This window comes from Candidatus Nitrosotalea sp. FS, assembly GCF_011319475.1.
Lineage (GTDB): Archaea > Thermoproteota > Nitrososphaeria > Nitrososphaerales > Nitrosopumilaceae > Nitrosotalea.
The window spans coordinates 16,265-39,257 of the sequence record NZ_RCMC01000169.1 but is presented as its reverse complement, the minus strand read 5'-3'; the positions used below and the strand labels follow the sequence as shown (position 1 = coordinate 39,257).

Annotated in this window: 23 protein-coding genes and 9 pseudogenes; 24 read left to right on the top strand and 8 right to left on the bottom strand. The window is 37.6% G+C overall.

The window, feature by feature from the left end; translation table 11 throughout:
• Positions 1 to 228 precede the first annotated feature (228 nt).
• The 4 genes and pseudogenes from DYY66_RS06085 to DYY66_RS06075 form a co-directional block, all read left to right on the top strand.
• Complete coding sequence (locus DYY66_RS06085; protein ID WP_166287069.1) at positions 229 to 606, top strand: hypothetical protein; 378 nt, start codon at positions 229 to 231, stop codon at positions 604 to 606.
• A gap of 340 nt (positions 607 to 946) precedes the next feature.
• A pseudogene (locus tag DYY66_RS14300) lies at positions 947 to 1,759 on the top strand (UbiD family decarboxylase); the annotation flags it as partial.
• Position 1,760: 1 nt separating this feature from the next.
• Positions 1,761 to 2,236, top strand: a pseudogene (locus DYY66_RS14295) (UbiD family decarboxylase domain-containing protein); the annotation flags it as partial.
• A gap of 1 nt (position 2,237) precedes the next feature.
• A pseudogene (locus DYY66_RS06075) lies at positions 2,238 to 2,745 on the top strand (UbiD family decarboxylase domain-containing protein); the annotation flags it as partial.
• A gap of 97 nt (positions 2,746 to 2,842) precedes the next feature.
• Here DYY66_RS06075 and mqnC read toward each other — a convergent pair.
• The gene (gene mqnC / locus DYY66_RS06070) at positions 2,843 to 3,961 is read right to left on the bottom strand and encodes a cyclic dehypoxanthinyl futalosine synthase (RefSeq protein ID WP_166287067.1); all 1,119 of its coding nucleotides are present in this window, start codon (positions 3,959 to 3,961) and stop codon (positions 2,843 to 2,845) included.
• 209 nt (positions 3,962 to 4,170) lie between these two features.
• On the opposite strand from mqnC, the gene DYY66_RS06065 reads away from it, so the two are divergent.
• The 5 genes and pseudogenes from DYY66_RS06065 to DYY66_RS06050 all read left to right on the top strand — a co-directional run bounded on the left by DYY66_RS06065 (position 4,171) and on the right by DYY66_RS06050 (position 6,599).
• Complete coding sequence (locus tag DYY66_RS06065) at positions 4,171 to 4,959, top strand: 2-amino-3,7-dideoxy-D-threo-hept-6-ulosonate synthase (RefSeq protein ID WP_166287065.1); 789 nt, start codon at positions 4,171 to 4,173, stop codon at positions 4,957 to 4,959.
• A gap of 82 nt (positions 4,960 to 5,041) precedes the next feature.
• Positions 5,042 to 5,452 (top strand): annotated as a pseudogene (locus DYY66_RS14290) (3-dehydroquinate synthase II); the annotation flags it as partial.
• Position 5,453: 1 nt separating this feature from the next.
• Positions 5,454 to 6,013, top strand: a pseudogene (locus DYY66_RS14285) (3-dehydroquinate synthase II); the annotation flags it as partial.
• 1 nt (position 6,014) lies between these two features.
• Positions 6,015 to 6,239: 3-dehydroquinate synthase II (locus DYY66_RS06055; RefSeq protein WP_218583627.1), on the top strand; the 225-nt coding region annotated here is incomplete at its 5' end.
• 198 nt (positions 6,240 to 6,437) lie between these two features.
• Complete coding sequence (locus DYY66_RS06050) at positions 6,438 to 6,599, top strand: hypothetical protein (RefSeq protein ID WP_166287063.1); 162 nt, start codon at positions 6,438 to 6,440, stop codon at positions 6,597 to 6,599.
• Between the two features lie 72 nt (positions 6,600 to 6,671).
• On the opposite strand, the gene DYY66_RS06045 is transcribed toward DYY66_RS06050, so the two are convergent.
• The 3 genes from DYY66_RS06045 to DYY66_RS06035 form a co-directional block, all read right to left on the bottom strand.
• Positions 6,672 to 6,875 (bottom strand): hypothetical protein, encoded by a 204-nt coding sequence (locus DYY66_RS06045; protein ID WP_148693424.1) that lies wholly within the window; start codon positions 6,873 to 6,875, stop codon positions 6,672 to 6,674.
• A gap of 61 nt (positions 6,876 to 6,936) precedes the next feature.
• Positions 6,937 to 7,776, bottom strand: coding sequence for a site-specific DNA-methyltransferase (locus DYY66_RS06040; RefSeq protein ID WP_166287061.1), 840 nt, complete (start codon positions 7,774 to 7,776; stop codon positions 6,937 to 6,939).
• 115 nt (positions 7,777 to 7,891) lie between these two features.
• Positions 7,892 to 8,188, bottom strand: a complete 297-nt coding sequence (locus DYY66_RS06035; protein ID WP_166287059.1) for a DNA-binding protein — start codon at positions 8,186 to 8,188, stop codon at positions 7,892 to 7,894.
• 328 nt (positions 8,189 to 8,516) lie between these two features.
• Between DYY66_RS06035 and DYY66_RS06030 the strand changes: the two genes are divergently transcribed.
• Positions 8,517 to 8,798 (top strand): hypothetical protein, encoded by a 282-nt coding sequence (locus DYY66_RS06030; RefSeq protein WP_166287057.1) that lies wholly within the window; start codon positions 8,517 to 8,519, stop codon positions 8,796 to 8,798.
• A 13-nt stretch (positions 8,799 to 8,811) separates the two neighbouring features.
• Positions 8,812 to 9,492, top strand: coding sequence for a type I 3-dehydroquinate dehydratase (aroD, locus tag DYY66_RS06025; RefSeq protein ID WP_166287055.1), 681 nt, complete (start codon positions 8,812 to 8,814; stop codon positions 9,490 to 9,492).
• 30 nt (positions 9,493 to 9,522) lie between these two features.
• Here the strand turns inward: aroD and DYY66_RS06020 are convergent, their stop codons facing one another.
• Positions 9,523 to 9,771 carry a hypothetical protein gene (locus DYY66_RS06020; RefSeq protein WP_166287053.1) on the bottom strand — a complete coding sequence of 83 codons (249 nt, stop codon included), beginning with the start codon at positions 9,769 to 9,771 and terminating at the stop codon, positions 9,523 to 9,525.
• A 441-nt stretch (positions 9,772 to 10,212) separates the two neighbouring features.
• Between DYY66_RS06020 and aroE the strand changes: the two genes are divergently transcribed.
• The 9 genes and pseudogenes from aroE to DYY66_RS05985 all read left to right on the top strand — a co-directional run bounded on the left by aroE (position 10,213) and on the right by DYY66_RS05985 (position 17,152).
• A complete protein-coding gene (gene aroE / locus DYY66_RS06015; protein WP_166287051.1) occupies positions 10,213 to 11,034 on the top strand; it encodes a shikimate dehydrogenase in 822 nt (273 codons plus the stop codon).
• Between the two features lie 2 nt (positions 11,035 to 11,036).
• On the top strand, positions 11,037 to 11,888 hold the full coding sequence (locus DYY66_RS06010; protein ID WP_218583626.1) for a shikimate kinase: 852 nt from the start codon (positions 11,037 to 11,039) through the stop codon (positions 11,886 to 11,888).
• Positions 11,878 to 12,186 (top strand): annotated as a pseudogene (locus DYY66_RS14280) (3-phosphoshikimate 1-carboxyvinyltransferase); the annotation flags it as partial. The gene DYY66_RS06010 and the pseudogene DYY66_RS14280, both read left to right, overlap by 11 nt.
• Positions 12,187 to 12,231: 45 nt before the next feature.
• Positions 12,232 to 13,290: a 3-phosphoshikimate 1-carboxyvinyltransferase gene (aroA, locus tag DYY66_RS06005; RefSeq protein WP_394352588.1), complete on the top strand. Its 1,059-nt coding sequence runs from the start codon at positions 12,232 to 12,234 to the stop codon at positions 13,288 to 13,290.
• A 74-nt stretch (positions 13,291 to 13,364) separates the two neighbouring features.
• On the top strand, positions 13,365 to 14,462 hold the full coding sequence (gene aroC, locus DYY66_RS06000) for a chorismate synthase (protein WP_166287045.1): 1,098 nt from the start codon (positions 13,365 to 13,367) through the stop codon (positions 14,460 to 14,462).
• Between the two features lie 3 nt (positions 14,463 to 14,465).
• Positions 14,466 to 14,708 (top strand): annotated as a pseudogene (locus DYY66_RS14275) (chorismate mutase); the annotation flags it as partial.
• Position 14,709: 1 nt separating this feature from the next.
• Positions 14,710 to 15,896, top strand: a 1,187-nt coding sequence (locus DYY66_RS05995; protein WP_255496190.1) for a pyridoxal phosphate-dependent aminotransferase, incomplete at its 5' end; no start/stop codon positions are given.
• On the top strand, positions 15,893 to 16,747 hold the full coding sequence (locus tag DYY66_RS05990) for a prephenate dehydrogenase/arogenate dehydrogenase family protein (protein ID WP_166287043.1): 855 nt from the start codon (positions 15,893 to 15,895) through the stop codon (positions 16,745 to 16,747). The genes DYY66_RS05995 and DYY66_RS05990, both read left to right, overlap by 4 nt.
• Complete coding sequence (locus tag DYY66_RS05985; protein ID WP_166287041.1) at positions 16,748 to 17,152, top strand: NUDIX domain-containing protein; 405 nt, start codon at positions 16,748 to 16,750, stop codon at positions 17,150 to 17,152. It begins immediately after the preceding gene.
• Here the strand turns inward: DYY66_RS05985 and thiC are convergent.
• Positions 17,135 to 18,463: a phosphomethylpyrimidine synthase ThiC gene (gene thiC, locus DYY66_RS05980; protein WP_166287039.1), complete on the bottom strand. Its 1,329-nt coding sequence runs from the start codon at positions 18,461 to 18,463 to the stop codon at positions 17,135 to 17,137. The genes DYY66_RS05985 and thiC overlap by 18 nt on opposite strands.
• 55 nt (positions 18,464 to 18,518) lie before the next feature.
• Between thiC and thiD the strand changes: the two genes are divergently transcribed.
• The 4 genes and pseudogenes from thiD (at position 18,519) to DYY66_RS05960 (ending at position 21,224) form a co-directional block, all read left to right on the top strand.
• Entirely contained in the window at positions 18,519 to 19,826 is a 1,308-nt protein-coding gene (thiD, locus tag DYY66_RS05975; protein ID WP_166287037.1) for a bifunctional hydroxymethylpyrimidine kinase/phosphomethylpyrimidine kinase, read from the top strand.
• Positions 19,827 to 19,874: 48 nt separating this feature from the next.
• Positions 19,875 to 20,330: pseudogene (locus tag DYY66_RS05970) on the top strand (NDP-sugar synthase); the annotation flags it as partial.
• Positions 20,331 to 20,336: 6 nt separating this feature from the next.
• Positions 20,337 to 20,645: pseudogene (locus tag DYY66_RS05965) on the top strand (NDP-sugar synthase); the annotation flags it as partial.
• 279 nt (positions 20,646 to 20,924) lie between these two features.
• Positions 20,925 to 21,224 carry a GNAT family N-acetyltransferase gene (locus tag DYY66_RS05960; protein ID WP_309223974.1) on the top strand — a complete coding sequence of 100 codons (300 nt, stop codon included), beginning with the start codon at positions 20,925 to 20,927 and terminating at the stop codon, positions 21,222 to 21,224.
• A 127-nt stretch (positions 21,225 to 21,351) separates the two neighbouring features.
• Here the strand turns inward: DYY66_RS05960 and DYY66_RS05955 are convergent, their stop codons facing one another.
• Together DYY66_RS05955 and DYY66_RS05950 are read right to left on the bottom strand one after the other, a co-directional pair.
• Positions 21,352 to 21,780: a hypothetical protein gene (locus tag DYY66_RS05955; RefSeq protein WP_166287035.1), complete on the bottom strand. Its 429-nt coding sequence runs from the start codon at positions 21,778 to 21,780 to the stop codon at positions 21,352 to 21,354.
• Positions 21,781 to 21,824: 44 nt separating this feature from the next.
• Positions 21,825 to 22,841, bottom strand: coding sequence for a DUF4921 family protein (locus DYY66_RS05950; protein ID WP_166287033.1), 1,017 nt, complete (start codon positions 22,839 to 22,841; stop codon positions 21,825 to 21,827).
• Positions 22,842 to 22,993 lie beyond the last annotated feature (152 nt).

The following is a 22,993-nucleotide window of genomic DNA, read 5'->3' as shown; positions in this document are numbered from 1 at the left end:
ACCTGGGATGATAAATTAGCAAGCTTTGCTTCAAGCTCTGCTATCTTGGCTTCTAGTTCAGCAGTGTTAGATCCTTCTGTAACTTTTTTAGTAGAACGTGTTTTTTTTGGCTGTACTTCTTTAGACATGTAGTAGTTGTGTGATATGGCAGTTTATTTACATTTTGATCAAGATGGGATCTGGCAAAATTCTAGAAGTTTTATAAGAAGCAGTACCCATTTTTAGGCATTGGACGACTTTGAAAGAGAATATCCTGGCTTTGACTGGAAGAATACCCCAGCATACAAGCACCCAGGAGGAAGAAACTGTCCATGCCCAAAGCACGAATACATACGTGAACAGATAGGGGTTGCAAAGACTGTGAGTCAGAATTCAAAGGAGCCAAGCAATATCACCCTGAAGTTTTGCCCGGATCATTACAACGTGTACCTCAAAGAAGTCATTCCAGCAATGCCACTCAAATATAGAATTTTAACAAAAATTGCACTCAAGATAGGGGCAATCAAGATTGAACAACTCAAGTACATGCAATCAGACCAGTGCTTTTACTGCAGATTTGGTTCTGGTGGACATGACAAGAAGAACGAACTTCCGCCAATTTTCTAAGTAGGACTTAACAAAACCTTGGGTTTGTTTGGAGTATCATGGTGACATCTTTTACCACAGAGCGGACATGTTATCCTATCAAGAAATATGCATTGGCAAATATGTGATTTCATATAGCTCTCTGCAGTCTTGGAGTATTCGCCTGTTCCATTACAGAAAGAACATTGTGTATCAAGAAGAACAATTTTTCCCTGACCTCCACAGACTGGACATTTTTGCTCACCCAACTTGATGGCATTCTCCTCACAGGATAATTAAAGTTCTCGTGTCCAATATTTTTTTGAAAAATACCATACAAAAATCCAGTTAAGCTTATACGCCATACAAATTCAGTAAATGTGTGCCTATTGAGGATATTTCAGAGCTTATTGAAAAGTTAGAAAAAGCAGGAGAACTAAAAAGAGTAAAAACACAAGTTGATTCAAACCTAGAGGTTTCAGAAATTCTTAGCAGGGTGATGTATTCTAATGGTCCTGCCATACTTTTTGAGAATGTAAAAGATTTCGACATGCCAATACTTGCCAATGCATTTGGATCACTGAGACGACTTGAGATCGGACTGGAGATGAAAGATTTTACCGAGATTGGTCAGAGAATTGTAGACATGACAAGAATGGAAATGCCAACAGGAATTTTTGACAAGCTACGAAAACTCCCAGAGTTGTCAAAGATGGCAGACATTGCACCCAAATTGCAAAAAAGTGGTCCTGTCACAGAAGTAATAGAAGAATCACCCACATTTGACAAAATCCCGATTCTTAAAACATGGCCAAAAGATGCTGGTAGGTTTATTACATTTGGATTGATTGCTACAAAACATCCTGAGACTAGTATAAGAAACCTAGGAGTATACAGGATGCAAGTAATAGACAGTACTCATGCACTAATGCACTGGCAAAAACACAAACGTGGTGCACATCATTATGATATCAAGAAAGATTCTGGAAGTAAAATAGAGGCGGCAGTAATAATTGGTTCTGATCCTGCAACAGTATTTTCTGCAGTAGCTCCAGTACCAGAAGGGCTTGACAAGTATGTGTTTGCAGGAATTACAAGAAAGACTGGAATCAAGACAGTAAAATGTAGAACAGTAGACTTGGAAGTTCCAGCAAATGCAGAGATGATACTTGAAGGATATGTTGATCCGTCAGATNGAAAGACTGGAATCAAGACAGTAAAATGTAGAACAGTAGATTTGGAAGTTCCAGCAAATGCAGAGATCATACTTGAAGGACATGTTGATCCATCAGACATCAGAATGGAAGGACCGTTTGGAGATCATACAGGATATTACACTCCACCTGAACCATATCCTGTATTCACACTAACTGGAATCATGCGAAGACAAAAACCAATTTATCTTACAACAATAGTTGGAAAGCCAATCTTAGAAGATGCACACATCGGCAAAGTGATCGAGCGCTCATTTTTACCACTCATCAGAATGTTCCATCCAGAGGTAGTAGATTTTGCAATGCCTGCTTCAGGATGGTTCCAAGGCATGGCAATAATTTCAATAAAGAAGCGGTATCCAGGACAGGCCAAAAAAGTAATGATGGGCCTTTGGGGAATGGGCCAACTTGCACTGACCAAGTTTTTTGTAGTAGTAGACGAAGATGTCAATGTTCACNAATAGTTGGAAAGCCAATCTTAGAAGATGCATACATAGGCAAAGTGATCGAGCGTTCATTTTTACCCCTCATCAGAATGTTCCATCCAGAGGTAGTAGATTTTGCAATGCCTGCTTCAGGATGGTTCCAAGGCATGGCAATAATTTCAATAAAGAAGCGATATCCAGGACAGGCCAAAAAAGTAATGATGGGCCTTTGGGGAATGGGCCAACTTGCACTGACCAAGTTTTTTGTAATAGTAGATGAAGACGTTAACGTTCATGATTTGAATGATGTAGTATGGGCAATCACTACAAGATCAGATGCCGCAAGAGATACTGTAATAATCAATAATACGCCAACAGATACGCTTGATCCTGCATCACCTCTTGTAAACTTGGGCTCCAAGCTTGGAATTGATGCAACACAAAAAACAAAAGAAGAGGGGTATCAGAGAGAAATTCAAGAACTTGTAAAATCAGACGAGTCCACAAAGAAGATTGTAGATTCCAAATGGTCTAGTTACGGCNAAAAGAAGATGGGTATCAGAGAGAAATTCAAGAACTCGTAAAATCAGACGAGTCCACAAAGAAGATGGTGGATTCCAAATGGTCTAGTTACGGTATCTAGTGCATTCTTACAACATTGTAAAAGTTGTCTCGTTCTTCTACTTCATAGCCAATTTGTTTTACGGCTTGGATTATTTTTGCGCCAGTAAGTTCAGTGGAACGAGCCCCAGTGCATGAGACTACTTCTTCTCCAAGTAGTGTGCCTCCAAAATCATCTGCACCATATTGTAGTGCCATTTGTGCCATAGCAACCCCATTTGTTAGCCAAGAAGACTGGATGTGAGGAATCAAGTCATTATACATTATTCTAGATATTGCGATCATCTTCAAGAGTTGTGTGCCACCTGCAGGATATTTGACAGTCTCTTGTTTTTGCATCAAGGTATTATTTGGTTCAAAGCTCCATGGAATGAAAGCCATGAATCCGTTTGTCTTCTCCTGAAGTCTTGCAATCTTCATAAAGTGTTCTGCAACATCATCTCGCGTTTCAACGTGTCCATACATCATAGTAGCAGATGCTGGAATTCCAAGACCATGTGCCTCTTCCATTATTTTCAACCATGTGTTACTTGAGATCTTTTTTGGACTGATGATTTGTTTAACTTCATCAACTAAAATTTCTGCACCTGCGCCAGGAATTGATTGCATTCCTGCTTCCTTGAGTCTTGATAAGACTTCTTTTGTGTTTGTATGTTCTACTTTTGAGATCATGTCAACTTCAGAAGCTGATAGACCATGAATTCCAACTTTAGGAAATTTTTTTCTTATCAATCTAAATGCGTCTTCGAAATATTCAATCTTAAGAGACGGGTTATGTCCTCCTTGGAACATTACCTGTGTTATACCAAACATTTCCCAAGCAGCCTTTACTCTAGATTCTATCTTGTCAAGTGTTACAGTATAAGATTCCTCATGACCAGGCGGTCTGTAAAATGCACAGAACTTGCAATCGGTGATACACACATTTGTATAATTTAGAATCATGTTATTCACAAAAGAAGAACGTCGTCCAAACTTCTTTCGTGTCAAGTATCCAGCAACAAGACCCATCAGGTGAACATCATTAGAGTCTAACAGTCTCTTGCATTCTTCTATTTCAGGTCTTTTACCTATTAGAGAATTCTCTAAAATATCACCAATTTCAGAATGATGAAGTTGTTCTGTAAGTTGACTCAATTGACTGTGTTTTCTCTTTAGCGTATTTAATCGTTTGAGAACAAAATGACTCTATTTCCCATCTCATATCAGTCATCAAAAGTTTTGAGAAACATCAAAATTAATTTGGAAAATATCTGAGACAAGTCCTTTTTTGATTTTTACTTGATTGTAAAATCTGTTGCATTTTCCCGCTATTTTTAAGTAGGGCACATCAACGATTAACACCAATGGTAACAGGCCACCAGATTCGAATGAATCGTATTCTGCGCAACGGTAAAATGCTTTGTATACCCATGGATCACGGTATATCAAGTGGTCCACTAAATGGAATAGAGGATCCATATGCGTTGATTTACAACTGTCAACATTTTGGTCTTACATCAGTCATAATCAACAAAGGAATTTTGAAGAATTTACCAAAACCAACCAAGATTGGATTGATTGTACACTTTTCAGGCAGCACTTCTCTTTCCATGTCTCCAAACAGAAAGATGTTGACAGGTTCAGTAGAAGAAGCATTACGATTAGGTGCAGACGGAGTCTCACTTCACATCAACATAGGAGGAAAAGAAGAACCAGAAATGATAGAGCAATTAGGCAGAATTGCAGATGACTGCCACAAATGGAGTATGCCTCTTTTGGCTATGATGTACCCCAGAGGTGAAAATGTCAAAAATCCACATGATCCAGAGATAGTAGGTCATGTTGCAAGAATTGGAGCAGAGTGCGGTGCAGATATTGTAAAAACACTCTACACAGGAGATGTCGATTCATTTAAAAAAATAATCAAGAGTACTCCAGTACCTGTTGTCATAGCTGGAGGTCCAAAGGCAAAGACAGACAAGGAGGTATTACAAATGACTGAAGATGCAATGGAAGCAGGAGCCAAGGGAGTAACATATGGAAGAAACATTTTCGAACACAAGAATCCAGGCAAGATGACTCATGCTCTTTCTGCAATAATATTTAGAAAAGAAACAGCAAAGGAAGCAGCGAAGTATCTTGAGCAAAAATAGAGAACTAATTATTGCCCCAAAGGTTTCAAGGGGCCAGCTTGGCAAATTCTTGTCAGAATTAGAAAAAGAAGGAATCAAGATTGTGAACTTGGACCCGGTAGATCTCAAAGGAATAAAATCAAAACTTTCCACAGTACACACATCAACAAACGCAAATTATGTAATAGTTGACAAGGTTACCAAAATTAAAGGCAAAAAAATAGGGATGAAATTCAAAGTTCTTTCAAATGCAGACATTGAAAAAATACTCCAATTTGCAAAGGCAGGATTAGATTTTGTAGTAATAGAGGTAAAGGACTGGAAGATAATCCCTCTTGAAAACATAATAGCAAAATTACACAAGATTCACACTGAGATATTTGCAGTAGCAAATACACCCGACGAGGTTCGCAAGATGTTTTCGATACTAGAGATAGGAGTAGACGGAGTCATATTTTCAACCAGTTCCATAAATGAAGTAAAAGAGACATTAGTATATCTTGGGACAAAGAATNATATTAGAGATAGGAGTAGACGGAGTCATATTTTCAACCAATTCCATAAATGAAGTAAAAGAGACATTGGTATATCTTGGAACAAAGAACTTTGATCTCAGGCCTGCCAAGATTCTAGAAATAAAAGAAGTTGGAAACGGAGAACGTGTTTGTGTAGACACTGCATCCATTTTAGGACGAGGCGAAGGTATGTTGATTGGAAGTAGATCTAATTTTCTTTTCTTGGTTCACAACGAATCAGTTGGTTCATCGTTTACATCTCCAAGACCTTTTAGAGTAAATGCTGGCGCAGTACATTGCTACACGTTATCGCCAGATGGAACCACAAACTACTTGTCTGAGCTAGAAACTGGTTCAGAGGTTCTTGTCATAAACTCACATGGAAAAGCAAGAAGAGCTACAGTAGGTCGCTCCAAAATAGAAAGCAGACCTATGTTGATGATAAAAGCACAGATTGGAGATGAGGTAGGCGGAATAATCGCACAGAATGCTGAAACAATTCGTTTTGTACGTCCTAATGGTCATCTAGTCTCAGTCACACACTTAAAGAAAGGAGACATNAAAATAGAAAGCAGACCTATGTTGATGATAAAAGCACAAATTGGAGATGAGATAGGTGGAATAATCGCACAAAATGCTGAAACAATTCGTTTTGTACGCCCTAATGGGCATCTCATTTCAGTCACACATCTAAAGAAAGGAGATATTGTACTCGCATATTCCAAGCCAGCAACTGGAAGGCATTTCGGCATGGAAGTAGACGATGAGTACATCGTAGAAAAATAAACCGTAGACATTACAAGACTTAATTTATTACACAGATACACAATAATGTTGTCTGTTGAGTANTTGTACTTGCATATTCCAAGCCAGCAACTGGAAGGCATTTTGGTATGGAAGTAGACGATGAGTATATCGTGGAAAAATAAACAGTAAACATTACAGGACTTAATTTATTATACAGATACACAGCAAGATTGTCTGTTGAGCGTTCGTTGTAACATCTGTTCCATAGAAATAGATGAAACTGAGGTAGAAACACACATTGTCACACAAAAGCACCTTGAAAACAAGTCAAAAATTTCTATAAATTCCAACGGTGTGGGCAAGAGTGTAGCGTCCATGTGGCTCAAGTCATTTACTTGAGGCTTTTATCAAATATGTCAATTTAGACAAGTTTACACTGACAAAACTCTTTTTAAAAATAAAAAAGATATGTTACTCGAATTTCTTTTTCAGTTGGATTATTTCTGCCATCTCATCTTTGAGATGTTTCTTCAAAAGAGATTCGTGTTCTCGCTTGTGTCTCCAGTACAGATTCATCATAGATTGTCTGGATCTAGCGTGTTTTAATGCAGCAGTATATTTTCTGTGACTCTTCTCAACAATTCGAAAATATGACTTGCTGTTAGAAGTTACCATATGAGAAATCTTGGTTCTTAATAGATAACCTTTCCTATCGAACTAGACTATTGGAGGGGCCTTACAGTGGCTCTGGTTTTTTCCAGTTAGGAACAAGTTGCATCTTACGAAGCGATGGCGATTCCAGAGTTCTCTTCTGTGCGATTTTTACATATTTTGCAGATTTGTCAATTCCCAAGTATTTCCTACGTAGAAATCGTGCCATCTTGGTAGTCTGACCACTCCCAACGAATGGATCAAGAACAATATCGCCAACGTTGCTATAAAGTTGAATCAAGCGATACGGTATCTCTTCTGGAAATGCCGCAGGATGAAATTTCCGGTAACTTGGTGGCATGGGGGCAATATGCCAGACAGAGTTTGCAACTTCTTTTTTCATCAAGTTATCAAGAACCAATTTGCTTTTTTTATCCTTAAAGTTATGAAATGGCATCTTTCTCAGAATTATAATCTGTTCATGCATTATGTTTGGATAATAATATGTAGGATATGGGTGCTGGACGGTAACCCTGAATCTTTTTTTCCCCCCAGTGACTTTATTCCAAATTATTTCTTCAAAGAAACTCCAACCTATCTCTTTTTTTGTCAACTCTACAAGAAGTAAGGCAGGAAGAGGAAGTTTGCTTTTGCCTTCAATTATTTCGTTACCTATTACTATACAACAAAATCCACCAGGCTTGGTTATACGATACACCTCAGAAAAGACTGCACGCATTTCTTCAAGCCAGTCCTCAAGAGAGGTCTCAACTGTTCCGCGATACCATTTTTCAGTATCTTGGTGTTCCTGATAATTTATCGCATTATGGTATGGTGGAGATGTTACTGTTAACGCGATTTTATTTGAGGGTAACTGTGAGAGATCTCTAGAATTAGAGACAACTATAGAATTTGGTTTCCACACTACTTTCCTCAATCATTTTGATATTTAACAGTTGTAAAAATAAAAAAAATTATTCCATATGAAATTAAATCAAAGAAAATTACCTAAAACATGCACTTGAACATGTTTTAGACAATTATGCGTTTTTCATTACTTCTATTTCTATAGTGGATACGTTTCGTGATCTTCCATCTAGTGATTGAAGTTGTTCCGATCCTATTTTGATTTGTCCTATAGAATACCCAGAGTTATCAGTCCTTCGTGCAATTATTTGTGCAACATCTACTGCTCTACCTATGCTAAGTCCTCTAGCCTTTATGGAGACTTTTGGGTTATTGGCTAGCTGTATGAGCGCAGATGTTACGTATGCCATGATAGGCTTTTTTCCGATGAAGATAACATCTTTTGTGTCATGTGGTGTATCTGAACTCATAAGATCCCCTAGAAATGACGTTTCATAAAAGTTTCTTCCATTATCGTTTTCCTCATGATATCATTAATCAGTAGATAGTTCAAGTTCAGAGCGAACACAAACATCATCCAGACAATACAAGAATATGAAGAACAATTAGATGAAAGATCAAAATTACATCATTTTACTCATGANCACAAACATAATCCAGACAATACAAGAATAGAAAGAACAAGTCATACAAAAGATCAAAATTACATCATTTTACCCATGGATAATTTGATGCTAATCTAAATATACTAGTAAAATCTAGATTTACTTAATGTCCAACCAACAAATTAAGATCGGTTTGGTCGCATTAGCATTTTCAACCATAATGGTTTTTGCAGCAACATTACCTGCTGTAAATGCACTAACACCAAGTTCAGTGTATGAAAGATACTCCCAGAAAACAGACAGATTTCCAGGAGGACAACACATTTGTGGAGAAACTCTATGCTCACCAGATAGTTGGGCCAAGATGAAGCAAACACTTCATATCGCACAACGTGATCCTAGCAAATGCAGTGAGTTGAGAGGATGGCTGTATTGTGGTGAACCAACCCTAACACCAAAGAACTCAACCAAGTAAGTATAGAAAACTCATGACAACCAAGGTCTGCGTAACAATTGCAGCATCCAGCCCTGCGAAGATTTCCAGTGAGTTAAAGCGTGCACTTGTCAAGTCAGACTATGCAGAACTACGGTTAGATTTTTTAAAACCAAGTCAAATTCCTTTTTGTTTAAATTTAGTTAGAAGACATCTCAGCAGATGTGTATGCACGTTACGTCCTACTACAGAGGGCGGAAAATTTTCAGGTAGTGAGAAAGAACGAGTTTCAATCTTGAAGCTGATTTCAGAGTTTGATCCTTATCTGGTAGACGTAGAATACAACACACTAAAGAAGAATAAAGAACTTGAAAAATACCTCAAGAGTGCAAAGACCAGAATTTTGGTCTCATGGCATGATTTCACCAAAACTCCAAATGAGCAGACCCTACGAACTATGTTTAAAAAAATGTCTAGATTTTCAAACAACGTCAAGATTGTTACTACTGCAAAAAATATTAGCGACATGATACGAGTTCTTTCACTTTACAGGTACAATTCAAGAAACGTCAACTTGATTTCTTTTGCCATGGGAGACTATGGTAGAATGTCAAGAATATTGTGCACCAAGCTTGGTAGCCCATACACATACGTTTCACTAGGTAAACCAATAGCACCAGGACAATTTAGCCTAAAAGAAATGAAGCACATACTATCTTTAGAAAATAAAAATTAGAAACCACGATTAAAAATCAGATATACAAAATCAGTCAGAGTCTTGTTCAAAAAATCTTTTTGTAAACTGTGATTCAGCTCTTTTAATTCGTGACGAATCTGCCACATCATGAGCCATGTTCACAAGATCATTTTTAGTCAAATCAGTTATGAGATAGTCTTCTTTTTCTGATTCTAGAGAATATTCTATGTCACTTAAAACATCCATGTTGTCATCTAGTAGTTTTATACAGTCATCAAGTATACTAGCAAAATCATCCTTGTCTTCCAATACTTTCATCAAAACACTTTACATTAATTAATTAATCTCTAAATGAGACAGAAACCAAGGTACCCTTATTATAAAAGAAACACGTATGTATACTTGTGAGTCCCAAGCTGTCTCAAAACAATGTACCGCGAAATGTCATCATTTTAGCTACAATAGTGACAGTACTGCTTGGCATGTTTAGATTGATATTATTTTTGATACTAGTCTGGATTGCAGCGCTTGCATTCATAGTCATATACCAATATAGCTCAACTAGGACAACTAGAACGTCTAGAGGCAATTATGTTTGCTTAGATTGTGCCACCATACATCAAGATTCAGCCTGCCCAAAATGCGGCTCAAAACTCAAAAAAATCTATTCTCGAAGCGACAAGTATGGAATTTAAAAATTCCACATATCTTCACCTTTTCCCCTAATCGCTTAAATCACGATTCACCAAGTAGAAAACAATGACCAAGACCTATGCACTCATAGGAGACCCAATAGATCATTCGTTTTCACCTGCGCTTCATAATACAGCTTTTTTATTTTTAGGTCTTGATTGCACATATATCGCATACAGAATTCCAAAAGGAGAATTAGAATACGGAGTCGAGTCACTTAAAAAAATAAACATTTCAGGATTCAATGTTACAATTCCCCACAAAGTCGACATGATGAAATTTCTTGATGATTCAGACACTGAATGTAAACTAGTAGGAGCGACAAATACCATAGTCAATGAAAACGGTCATCTCAAAGGCTACAACACAGATGTTGATGGATTCTTGGACCCAATAAAAAAGAGAAACATCAATACCAAAGACTCGGATGTTTTGTTGATAGGAGCTGGTGGGGCTGCACGAGCCACAATAGCTGGGTTTGCAAAAGAAAAAGTTCGTAGAATCACCATTACAAACAGGACACGTGAGAGAGCAGAAGAATTGATCAGATTTGCTCAAGGCTTGGGATTGGAATCAAATTATCTCGAACCCCAATCTGCAGGCGAGGTTACGGATAGATACAAGTTTGTAGTAAATGCTACTTCAGTAGGGCTGAAAGGAATTGGCTGTCCCATATCTACAAGGAATATTACTAAAGAGACCATAGTGTATGACATCGTATACGTTCCAGTGGAAACTCCATTGATTGAACAGTCAAAGAATCAAGGTGCGACCATCATATATGGGTGGGAAATGCTTCTTGCTCAAGCAATGAAATCATTTGAGATCTGGACTGGCAAACCAGCCCCATACGAAGCTATGAAATTAACCCTGCTTGGGAGATTTTAGTGATGAAAGTAAAAGCAAGCATGCATGGGGCAGTGTCAATTGTAAATGCCATTGCCACGGGCAAGGGTGCAACACTTGGCATATCACTTGGAATAGAGGCAACGGTAGAAACCCAGCCTGGGAAGGGAATAATATTTGAGAACAAGGAATCAAATCTTAGTTCACGACTAATACGAAATGTTGTAGAAACATCAGTTCCAAAATCAGAACTTGAGAAAAACAAGGTAACAATTTTTGTAAAATCAGAAATTCCTTCTGGATATGGATTAAAGAGTTCAAGTGCAATTTCATCAGTAATATCACTTGCATGTGCAAAAATATTCAGACCCAAAGCAAGTGATCTTGACATTTTAAGAGATGGTGTACACGCATCTATCAAATCAAAAGTAAGCATAACCGGCGCTTTTGATGATGCATGTGCATGCTACTTTGGAGGATTTGTTGTGACAGACAATTCGGGCATAAAAATAATAAAATCAGAAAAGGCACCAGAAGATTTGACTGCAGTAATTTTCATCCCAGCATCTAGGAGAAGAGGCAATGTAAAAAAACTAAAGACTCTAAATGGTGTTTTTACACAGGCATGGGATCTTGCAAACAAGTCAGACTATTGGAACGCGATGATACTCAATGGTCTTGCAACATCTGCCATTTTAGGATCTGAGCCAAAAATTCTAACCGATCTGTTAGATAGCGGAGCACTTGGAGCATCAGTGTCTGGCAACGGACCATCGATAGCTGCGGTGGTAAAAAATGACAAAATAGCAGGCATAAAAAAAGTATTTTCATCTTTGGAAGGAAGCATCATCGTATCACCAATAAACAACAAGAAGGCAGAAATCCATGAAGTGTAAGATCGGAAAATCTATTCTATCTGGAACAATATCATGTCCTCCAAACAAGAGCTATTCTCATCGTGCAATCTTTCTGGCCTCACTTGCCAATGGAAAAAGCATACTAAGAAATGTGCTACTTTCAAGAGACACGCTTGCAACAGTTAATGCGTGTAAGTCATTTGGAGCAAAAATAGAAATCAATGGTTCCATTGTAACAGTTGAAGGTAGTGAGAAAATAAGCCCGCAGACCCTGGAAATTGATGCATCAAACTCAGGCACTACAATCAGAATATCTACTGCGATTGCTTCTCTTTCCNCGTGCAAGTCATTTGGAGCAAAAATAGAAATCAATGGTTCTATTGTGACAGTTGAAGGTAGTGAAAAAATAAGCTCACAAACCTTGGAAATTGACGCATCAAATTCAGGCACTACAATCAGAATCTCTACTGCGATTGCTGCTCTTTCTGATAAAACCATAACACTCACTGGTGACTCTAGCTTGAAAAAAAGACCAATGCAACCACTTCTTGATGCCCTAAAGCAACTAGGAGTTCAGTGTACATCAACAGATGGTAAACCGCCCGTAACTGTAAAAGGCATATCAGATGGAGGAGTTACTCACATTGCAGGTTCAATCTCGAGTCAATTTATTTCCGCACTTTTGATTGCAGGTCCTAAAATGAAAAATGGTATAACATTAGAAATAGATGGAGATCTAGTATCAAAACCATATCTTGATTCTACCATTGCTACAATGAAAAAATTTGGTGTTACCGTTGATGCTATTGCACCATACAAAAAATATAATGTATCAAATCAAAAATACAAATCATATGATTTTGTAGTTCCTTCAGATTTTTCAAGCATGGCGTTGTTGCTGTCTGCGGCAGTTTTGGTAGGAGAAAACATGGTAATTGATGCATCTCTTGGAGATTTGCCGCAAGGAGATCGAGAAATATTATCATATTTGGAAAGACTTGGAGTAAAGATTAACGTAGGAGAAAAAATAACCATAGTTTCTCCAAAACTTCTCAACGGAGGAAGATTTGATCTTTCAAACAATCCCGACTTACTACCCCCAATGGCCATTTTGGCTCTAAAAACATCAAAACCAATTGAAATTTACAATGTAAAACATGCCAGATTCAAAGAGACCGACAGAATAGCAATTTTGGCAAAAGAGCTTGCAAAGATAGGGATTATTGTTACAGAAAAAGAAGATGGACTAATTTTAGAATCACCAAAGGCACTAAAGAGTGCGGAGTTAGAATCTGCGGATGACCACAGGCTTTTCATGGCTTTTTCTATCGCAGGCATGTTTGTTGGAGATTGTACTGTAACAGACCCTGATTCTGTCGATGTCTCATATCCTACATTTGTAGAAGATATGAAGAAGATCGGAGCAAACATCACAATTTGAATTTTCAAAAAATTACATCCAAAAAAGCCCCAAATTCCTAGAAGGATTATAAACACGTAAAAGAAAATTTTAGCATGTCTTCAAGTAGCATTGGACAACGTTTTGTTTTTACAAGTTTTGGTGAGAGTCATGGAAGATGCATAGGCGCAACAGTAGACGGTTGCCCAGCAGGATTAGCAATTGAAGAAAAAGATATTCAAACAATGCTAGATTTACGCAAACCTGGCCAATCCATTGTAACCACTCAAAGAAAAGAGGATGATAAAGTAGAGATCCTTTCAGGAGTATACAAGGGACACACCACTGGTGCACCAATTACAATGATCATTTGGAATAAGGATCAACGTTCAAAGGATTACGACAATCTTACCATGAAACCAAGACCGGGGCATTCTGATTATCCTGCATTTATCAAGTATAACGGGTTCAATGATATCAGAGGAGGAGGTAGATTTTCAGGAAGACTTACTGCCACGTTTGTAATGGCAGGAGCCATAGCAAGAAAATTGCTTTCAAAGACTCTAGGTATTGAAACTTTTTCGTATACTTGTCAGGTTGGAAATATAAAAATGAAAGAGCATGCTGCAATGAAGATGAAAAATTCCGTATACAGTAATGAAGTACGGTGTCCAGATCAAAGAATTGCGGCCAAGATGCGTGAAACAATTCTTGCGGCAAGACGAAAAGGGGATTCCATCGGAGGCGTTATCGAATCGTTAACAGTGAACCTGCCAGTAGGCCTTGGTGAACCAATCTTCGGTTCACTGGAATCAGATCTGAGTAAAGCTCTTTTCTCAATCCCTGCTGTAAAGGGAGTAGAATTTGGTTCAGGTTTTCAGGGTTCTACAATGCATGGTTCAGAGAACAACGACGAATTTTTGATTAAAAATGGAAAAATCCAAACCAAGACTAACAATGCAGGCGGAATATTAGGCGGCATATCCACAGGAATGCCAATTGTCTTACGAGTAGCATTCAAGCCAGCATCCTCGATAGCAAAAAAACAGCGAACTGTTGATCTTCATACAAAAAAACCTGCCTCCCTCATAGTTCAGGGAAGACATGATCCATGTGTAGTCCCACGTGCACCACCAGTAGTAGACTCACTAGTATCAATAGTACTTGCAGACCATGCAATTAGGGCGGGATTTATCCCGGCAGTAATTAGATAAGAAATGTCAGACATTAACAAACTGCGTGATAAGATAGACAAGGTCACGTTTGATATTCTAAAATTAATCAAGGAAAGAAATGACGTAGCAAAAGAAATTGGAAATTTAAAAAATCATCTGGGCATAGGTGTTACAAACGAGGAGAGAGAAAACCAACTACGTGCAAGAGTTGTAGCGTTATGTAAAGAAATAGGACTCGATGAAAAAACTGGAATGTTGATGCTAAATTTTCTGCTAAATGAATCANAAATAGGACTCGATGAAAAAACAGGAATGGTGATGCTAAATTTTTTATTAAATGAGTCAGTCAAGATTCAGTCAGTAGACAAACAGACGCATTTGTCAGTGTTTTTGAAAGCAAAAAAACTGGAAAAGGAAGGAAAGAAGATAATCCACATGGAAGTAGGCGAACCAGATTTCTTACCACCAAAGATTGTCAATAATGCACTTGCCGAGGTTTACGATAAAGGTTTTACAAAATATGGAGATTCAAAGGGAATGCCAGACTTTAGAGAAGCACTTGCAAAATACGTTACAGAAAAATTTCAAGTAAAAATATCGTCTCAGAACATCATGGTATCTCCAGGGGCGCGATTTTCAATATTTCTTGCAATATCTAGTCTACTAAACCCAGGAAACGAAATCATTGTGATAGAGCCAGCATGGCCTGCATACAGGGACAATGCTCTCAATTCAGGAGTCAAGGTTAGAACAATACACACCACTCTTGAAAACAAATGGGAGCCAAAAATAGAAGAGATCAAGAATTCTATAAATGAAAATACAAAGATGATAGTTCTGAACTATCCAAACAATCCTACAGGCAAGATTCTTCCTGCAGGTTTACAGGATCAGATAATGGAACTGGCAATAAAGAATAATTTGTATGTGTTAAGTGATGAGATCTATTCATCATATGCAAATAAACCATGGAAGAGCATCCTTACTTATGGATACGACAAATCTGTAATAACACAGTCATTTTCAAAATCGCATGCAATGACAGGCTTTAGAATTGGTTATGCAGTATCAAGCCCTGAAATAATAGAAAAGATGTCAAAACTGCAGGCCCTTGCACTAACAAATGTATCAGAACCTATACAGTATGTTGCCATGAAGGCATTAGAGGCAGATACAACCGATAATACTAAAACTATCAAAAATAGACTAGAAACCATATTGAAAAGAGCAAAAACTATGCAACTAGACTTTGTAGAACCAGATGGTGCAATGTACTTGTTTGCCAAAATAAGACAAGAAAACTTTGATTCAGTTGATTTTACAAACAAGCTTTTAGACACAGGGGTGGCAATAGCACCAGGAGAGGGATTTGGAAACTATCAAGGATTTGTCAGAATATCAGCCTGTCAGCCAGAAGATACACTTAATCAGGGAATGCAAATAATAGAGGAAAGGTTGAAGAGCAAACAATGAAAAAAAAGATTGCCATAATTGGCGCAGAGGGCCAGATGGGAAAATGGTTCTCAAAGTATTTTCTTGAGAAGGATTTTGACATAATAGGATATGACTCTGAAAAAGAGATTTTGAATAAATCAGTTACAAAAGCACAATCTCTAGTAGGTGCCATCTTGACAGCTGATTATGTTATTTTATGCATACCAGTCAAGCGTACACCTGAAACAATAAGACTCATAGCAAAAGAGATGAAGCGAGATTCTTATCTAATAGACATCTCTTCACTTAAAACAAAAACTGCAGCAGCTCTTTCCAAGATACCAGACAAAGTAAATCCAATATGCATTCATCCAATGTTTGGTCCAGGAACTAAGAAATTGAAAGGGCAGAACATAATATCAATTCCAATCAGAGATGCAAAAAAAGAGATGGCTGTAACAAAGTCACTATTTGAAGAGGCAAATTTTGTTCAAATAGATGCAACAGAGCACGATAAAAAAATAGCAATGGTGCTTGGAATGCCGCACCTGGTAAACTTGGCACTTGCCAACATATTTGCAAAAGAAGAGAATTTCTCACTAGTTGAAAAAATGGCCGGAACTACTTTCAAAGCACAAAAGTATCTCACCACAGGCATCATGACAGAGCCTCAGGAGCTTATTGAAACAATAATTTCAAATCCAGAAATACGAAGATATGCAGAAGAGTTTTGGAAGGACATAGGTAGAATGCTTATTCTAATTCAAGAAAACAAGACTGAAGAAATGATAAAGTACATCTCAAGTGCAAAGGAACGACTAGCAAAGAACGTTGATCTTGATGAATCATACAAGAAGCTTGTTACAATGGTAAACTCTGTAGAAAAATAATTGAAAACTACCAAAATAGTAACTTCTTTTTTAACTCAGGATGGAAAGTATCTCATTCTAAAACGAAGTAACAAAGTCAGAACAATGAAAGACCTCTGGGCAGGCATAAGTGGCATCATAGAAGGTAATGAAGATCCATTATACCGAGCAAAAAAAGAGATACATGAAGAGACCAACATCACCGAAGACCAGATTACCCTAATTCGTACAGCAGCTCAAATGAGGACAGAGTCTCCTCAATATGAAAATCATGAATGGTTGATTTTTCCATTCTTATTCTCAGTGGAGAATCCCAAGATAAAATTGAACTGGGAAAACTCAGAGTACCAGTGGATAACACCTTCAGATCTGAAAAAATTTGAGATAGTGCCCAGTCTTGAAAAGGTACTAGCCAGTTTGTTGTAACTTTTCTACTTCTGTTTTAGTAAATCTTTGTTGTGGAAGCATAATGTAAACACAAGCACCTCCACACATTGTGCATGGTACTGTGTTACCTTTGAGTTGACCAGTTCGTGCATGTATACGAGATGCTTCCTCTGGATCAATTGATAACGCAATTTGTTTTTCCCAGTTGAGGGTCCTTCGAGCTTCAGTCATTTCCATATCCCACTTGATGGCTTTTTCTCTTAGCTTGACAAGATCTCCTGCATGTGCTGCAATTCTATATGCAATCAATCCTGCCTTGACCTCTTCTGCAGTTGGTAGTGCGAGATGTTCTGCAGGTGTAAGATAACACAATAGATCTACACCTTCGCTTGCAGAAATTGCTGCACCAATAGCGCTTGCAATATGATCATGTCCAGAAGCAACGTCTGTTACCAGCGGTCCTAGAACATAATACGGTACTTCTCCAATTAGAGACTTGGCCAGTCGCACATTAGCTGCTACCTCATTGAGTGGAACATGACCAGGCCCTTCAACCATCACTTGCACATCTTTTTCATGTGCCACTTTAGTGAGTCGTGAGATGTTGATCATTTCTTGCACTTGGAGTTCATCATGAGAGTCAAGAATAGAGCCAGGCCTTAGTGCATCACCCAAGCTAAAAGTAACATCATATTTTCTTGCGAGTTCTATGAGATAGTCAAAATGTTCATAGTATGGATTTTCTTTGTCGTATTTTAGCATCCACGCAGCTGTAATTGTGCCCCCTTTGCTGACTATACCTCCATGTCTTTTTACTGCGAGAATACGTTTTGCAATATCCTTTGTAATTCCGGAATGAATTGTAGTATAGTCAACTCCATCTTTTACATTATGTTCAAAAGCATTAAGAAAATCATCTTCTGTAATATCAAGCGGATTCTTGTGTTTTTCTACACCATAATTATAGGCCTCATAAACTGGGACTGTCCCGAAAGCAATTGGTGCCACTTCAAGTAATTTCCTTCGATACATTCCAACATCTCCTCCATCACTTAGATCCATGATTGTGTCAGCATGATATTTTATTGCAACCTGAGCTTTTTTGATCTCTTCCTCAAGATTTTGATTTAATGTAGAATTTCCAATGTTTACGTTTACCTTGGTCTTCATACCTTTTCCTATTCCGACTACTCTAATTTTTTGAGGACGAGAATTATTATGAGGAATGATTATAGAGCCATTTGCAATTTTAGGTATGAGCCAATCCAATGTTACATCTTCATCATGTGCAACTGCCTTCATCTCATCTGTAGCAACACCCCTTCGGGCGGCATTCATCTGTGTACTCAATTTACTATTTTTAGCGAGTAATTGGATTTAAACGTGAGTTTCTAAACACAAGATCATGAATCTATTATCCATTGCGGGCTCTGATCCTTCTTCAGGTGCAGGCATCCAAGGAGATATGAAGACATTTGATGCATTTGGAACATATGGCCTCAGCGTGATCACTGCAGTTACAAGCCAGAATACAAGGAGGTTTCTTGATGTAAAGCCAGTCAGTGCATCAATTGTAAAAAGTCAGATAAAATCAGTTCTTGAAGATTTTCGCATAGAAGCAATAAAGATAGGAATGGTTTACGACAACCAAACCATAAAAGCAATACATGCAGAACTTGAAGGAATTAAAATTCCAATAGTTCTTGATCCTATATTCAAATCTACAACAGGAGGAGATCTTCAAATGAAAGATGCTTTTGTAAATTACAAAAAATTGCTCATTCCCATCTCACATATAATCACTCCAAACATGCAAGAGGCTGAAAAAATTTCAGGCATGAAGATCAAGTCATTAAATGACATGAAAAATGCTGCAAAAAAAATTCAAAAAATTGGAGCAAAAAATGTAATAATAAAAGGCGGACATTTTGTTTCAGGCAAGAAGGTTACAGACATACTGTTAGAAGATAAAAAATTCTATACGTTCTCTCATGATAGACTAAGATTTGAAAATCATGGAGGCGGTTGTACATTTTCAGCCGCACTATGTGCAAATATTGCAAAAGGAAAAAAATTATCAGATGCGGTAGATAGTGCACGTCTTTTCACAGTAAAATCAATGAAAAATGCTACAAGAATCGGAAGTGGTCTGGTCATAGTCTCACATGCAAAAGGAGACGAGATTGAAAATCATTTATCACAAGCCGTTTCAAAATTTTGTTTAATAAATAACATCTACAAATACATCCCAGAATGCCAGACAAATTTTGTATATTCAACACCAAATCCTAGGTTTTTGGATAACATAATGGGGTTAGAAGGAAGAATAGTTAGAACAGGAAAACTTGGAACAGTTGCAGGAGATCTCAAGTATGGAGGATCAAAGCATGTGGCATCAGCAGTATTAGAAATGGCAAGAAAGTTTCCAGCCATCAGATCCGGCTTGAATTTAAGATATGATGGTATGACGATAAAGCGAGCAATCTCAAAAGGTCTGAAAATTTCATCATATGATAGGAATACAGAACCTGCAAAGAACAAAGAAAAGGAAGGCAGTACCGTATCATGGGGCATTAAGAAAGCAATAGCCAGTTTGAGCACACCTCCAGACATCATATTTCATACAGGAGATTTTGGAAAAGAAGCCATGATCCTAGTTTTTGGGAAAACCCCAGAAGACGTGATGCGAAAAACTTTGATGATAATCATATAGAAGATTTTCAACCTTCAACATAAATACCAGAAATTTAGAATAATTTACGTGAAAGCAGTAATTTTAGCGGGCGGTCTTGGTACAAGACTTCAACCTTATACAATATTTCTTCCAAAAGCAATGTTACCATTAGGAGAAAAACCTCTTTTAGAGCACCTCATAGAATGGGTAAAACTCGGAGGGGTTGACTCGTTTGTTCTTTGTGTAAGTTACCTAAGAAAAACAATCGAGGATTATTTTGAAGATGGTAGTAGGTTTGGAGTAAAAATCGAATATGCTGTTGCAAACAGACCTCTTGCTACAGCAGGTCAGCTAAAGACAGCAGAAGAATTCATTGATGATACTTTTGTTTGCCTCTATGGAGATTCAATATTTGATTTTAATTTGAAGAGCATGATAGCAAGTCACCATAAGAAAAAATCATTTGCCACCATGGGATTGTTTGAATACAAGACGAAATTACAGTATGGATTCATAGAGACTGACAAATCTAATAGGGTAAATNAGAGCATGATAGCAAGTCACCATAAGAAAAAATCATTTGCTACCATGGGATTGTTTGAATACAAGACAAAATTACAATATGGGTTCATAGAGACGGATAAATCTGATAGAGTAAAGGCATGGCGTGAGAAACCCGAAGTCAAGGGAAACATCAACATAGGATGCTATGTCATGGAGCCCGGCATATTCAAGTACATACCACCAAACAAACCATATGGCATGGATGATGTAATACGTAGTGCAATAGCAAAGAAAAACAAAGTTGATGGATATCTCATAAAAAAAGGCTTTCTCGATATTGGAGACAAGACTTCCNAGTACATACCACCAAACAAACCATATGGCATGGATGATGTTATACGCAGTGCAATAGCAAAGAAAAACAAAGTCAGTGGGTATCTCATAAAGAAAGGCTTTCTTGATATCGGTGACAAGACTTCATACAGAAGAGCTTACCAGCACTACATCACTAGATTAGGTCGGATCTAGACCAAGTCATGACGACCATCAAGATACGAAAATTACAAAAGNGACTTCATACAGAAGAGCTTATCAGCACTACATCACTAGGCTAGGTCGGATTTAGACCAAGTCATGACGGCCATCAAGATACGAAAATTACAAAAAAAAGATCTATACAATGGGTTTTTACTTTCGCTTGATGCACTTAGAAAATCAAGCCACATCAACCCAAAAAAAGCCAACGTTATTTTTAACAAGATCTCAAAAAATTCGCACCAGATAATCTATGTGGCAGTAGAGAATTCAAAAGTGGTAGGCTCTGCAAGTATTTTGATTGAGCAGAAATTTATTCATGAAGGAGGCAAAGTAGGCCACATCGAGGATGTAGCAGTAAGAAAAGAATTTCAGGGAAAAGGGATTGGAAGCAGATAGTTGTGGCACTCTTAAAATATGCTGAAAAACAAGGTTGTTACAAAACAATTCTTGATTGTGCAGACGAGTTGATTCCATTTTATGAAAACATTGGATTCAAAAAGTATTCTAATTCAATGCGGTTTGATCATCGGTCAAAAAGATAATCTCTTTTTGGCATAGGCTTTACTCTAAACAATAACACACCTATAGCAATAACTGGAATGGCAGTTATTGTAAACACCATAGGAGATGAAGTAAGTTCTGGTACAACATATGCAGGGATTATTTTCACTATCAAAGTATTGACGTAATACATTCCTACAATCGTGACTACCCCGCCAGTGATTAGCAGAGAACCAACTAGTCTTGAACCATATCTACGTGCTAGTACAAAAGATGAACCTGCAAGAACCAGAGCAGGAGCCACACTTATAGAAATGAATTCGCGTATTTGAGAGGAAGGATCAATGTCATGAGTAGGTTGAGCTAGGTATACACTGATAGATATCATTTGAGCTACAAACATTGCAAACAAGCCAAGACTTGCAACAGCCACCCATCTTTCAATTGCCACAATAACTCATCTCTTAATTCAATAAATAAACCAAATGATTGTCTCTAAACTATTCCAACAAGATTTGCAAGTTCTTTTCTACATGCAGAACCAAGTTCTTCAGCAGCCTTTTCAGGAGTCACCTTGTTGAGAAATACACCATATCCACGCTCTAATCCAGACCAAGGATCAGCTTGAGGATAAACTTCAATGTGCCAGTGAATTTGTCTATTGTTCTTCTTCTCTGGTGAGAGATGAAACACCATATTGTATGACAGATTTTTCATAGTATTTGCCAATCCACCCAACGTAGCGCGCAAAATCAAAGATAGATCGTTTATCTCTTTTTGAGTGATTTTAGAAAAACTTGTTATGTGTTTTTTTGGATAAATCCAGAATTCATATGGATGTGATGGTGCCCACGGACAGAAAGCAAGGAATCCTTCTGTTTGAAGTATTTGCCTAGGTCCTCCTGTTTCTGTACCAACAGTCTGACACATTGGACATATTCCTTTTTCATTTAGTATTTTGTGTGCTGCCTCTGCCTCTTGTTCTATTACAGGAGGAATTGTTGAAAATGTTACAATATTGAGATGTGCATGTGTTGTAGAGCCACCTGCTTCTTTTCCATGGTCTACATATATTGAAACATATGTTACACCGCGTTGTGTGTACAACCATCTAAGTCGGTCTTGGATTACTACAAGTACGTTAGACCATTGTTCAGTAGATATACTTGCAAGAGAATCCTTGTGCTTTTCTGAAGCAACTACAACATAATGATACCCATAAGCAGGTTCGCTGTAAAGAGGTCTATCACTGTATGAGTTTTCAGATGTTGTTGTAACAATTGGATTTTTACTTTCAAATACTCTTACAGACCAATTTTGAACATAGTTATCTTCTGTATCTTGAAGTCTTTGCAACATACCATCTTTTGCCACAAGAGAAAGCGTTGATGGATTAGTCATGGATTCATTTCCTGGACAGTAGGGACATTTTTTTGAGTCAACTGGAGAATGATTTTCAGGAGATGTGATTACAAACCTATCAATAGAATAATCCTTCCTTAAATCCCCCATACTGCTAGACTTTGGATCTAGCAATTTAAAACCTTTGCAAAGATCGGAAATAAACGCCAATACCATACCATTTTGACAACAAACAGGTCGTAAGGAGTAATTATTTTGATTAAAAAATTAAACTTAAATTGGAAGATCAGATCTTTGAATTT

Coding starts and splice junctions, on each gene's coding strand:
- DYY66_RS06065 (WP_166287065.1), top strand. CDS start 4,171: ATGGTAACAGGCCACCAGATTCGAATGAATCGTATTCTGCGCAACGGT.
- DYY66_RS06045 (WP_148693424.1), bottom strand. CDS start 6,875: ATGGTAACTTCTAACAGCAAGTCATATTTTCGAATTGTTGAGAAGAGT.
- DYY66_RS06035 (WP_166287059.1), bottom strand. CDS start 8,188: ATGAGTTCAGATACACCACATGACACAAAAGATGTTATCTTCATCGGA.
- aroD (WP_166287055.1), top strand. CDS start 8,812: ATGACAACCAAGGTCTGCGTAACAATTGCAGCATCCAGCCCTGCGAAG.
- DYY66_RS06020 (WP_166287053.1), bottom strand. CDS start 9,771: ATGAAAGTATTGGAAGACAAGGATGATTTTGCTAGTATACTTGATGAC.
- aroE (WP_166287051.1), top strand. CDS start 10,213: ATGACCAAGACCTATGCACTCATAGGAGACCCAATAGATCATTCGTTT.
- DYY66_RS06010 (WP_218583626.1), top strand. CDS start 11,037: ATGAAAGTAAAAGCAAGCATGCATGGGGCAGTGTCAATTGTAAATGCC.
- aroC (WP_166287045.1), top strand. CDS start 13,365: ATGTCTTCAAGTAGCATTGGACAACGTTTTGTTTTTACAAGTTTTGGT.
- DYY66_RS05990 (WP_166287043.1), top strand. CDS start 15,893: ATGAAAAAAAAGATTGCCATAATTGGCGCAGAGGGCCAGATGGGAAAA.
- thiD (WP_166287037.1), top strand. CDS start 18,519: ATGAATCTATTATCCATTGCGGGCTCTGATCCTTCTTCAGGTGCAGGC.
- DYY66_RS05960 (WP_309223974.1), top strand. CDS start 20,925: ATGACGGCCATCAAGATACGAAAATTACAAAAAAAAGATCTATACAAT.
- DYY66_RS05950 (WP_166287033.1), bottom strand. CDS start 22,841: ATGGGGGATTTAAGGAAGGATTATTCTATTGATAGGTTTGTAATCACA.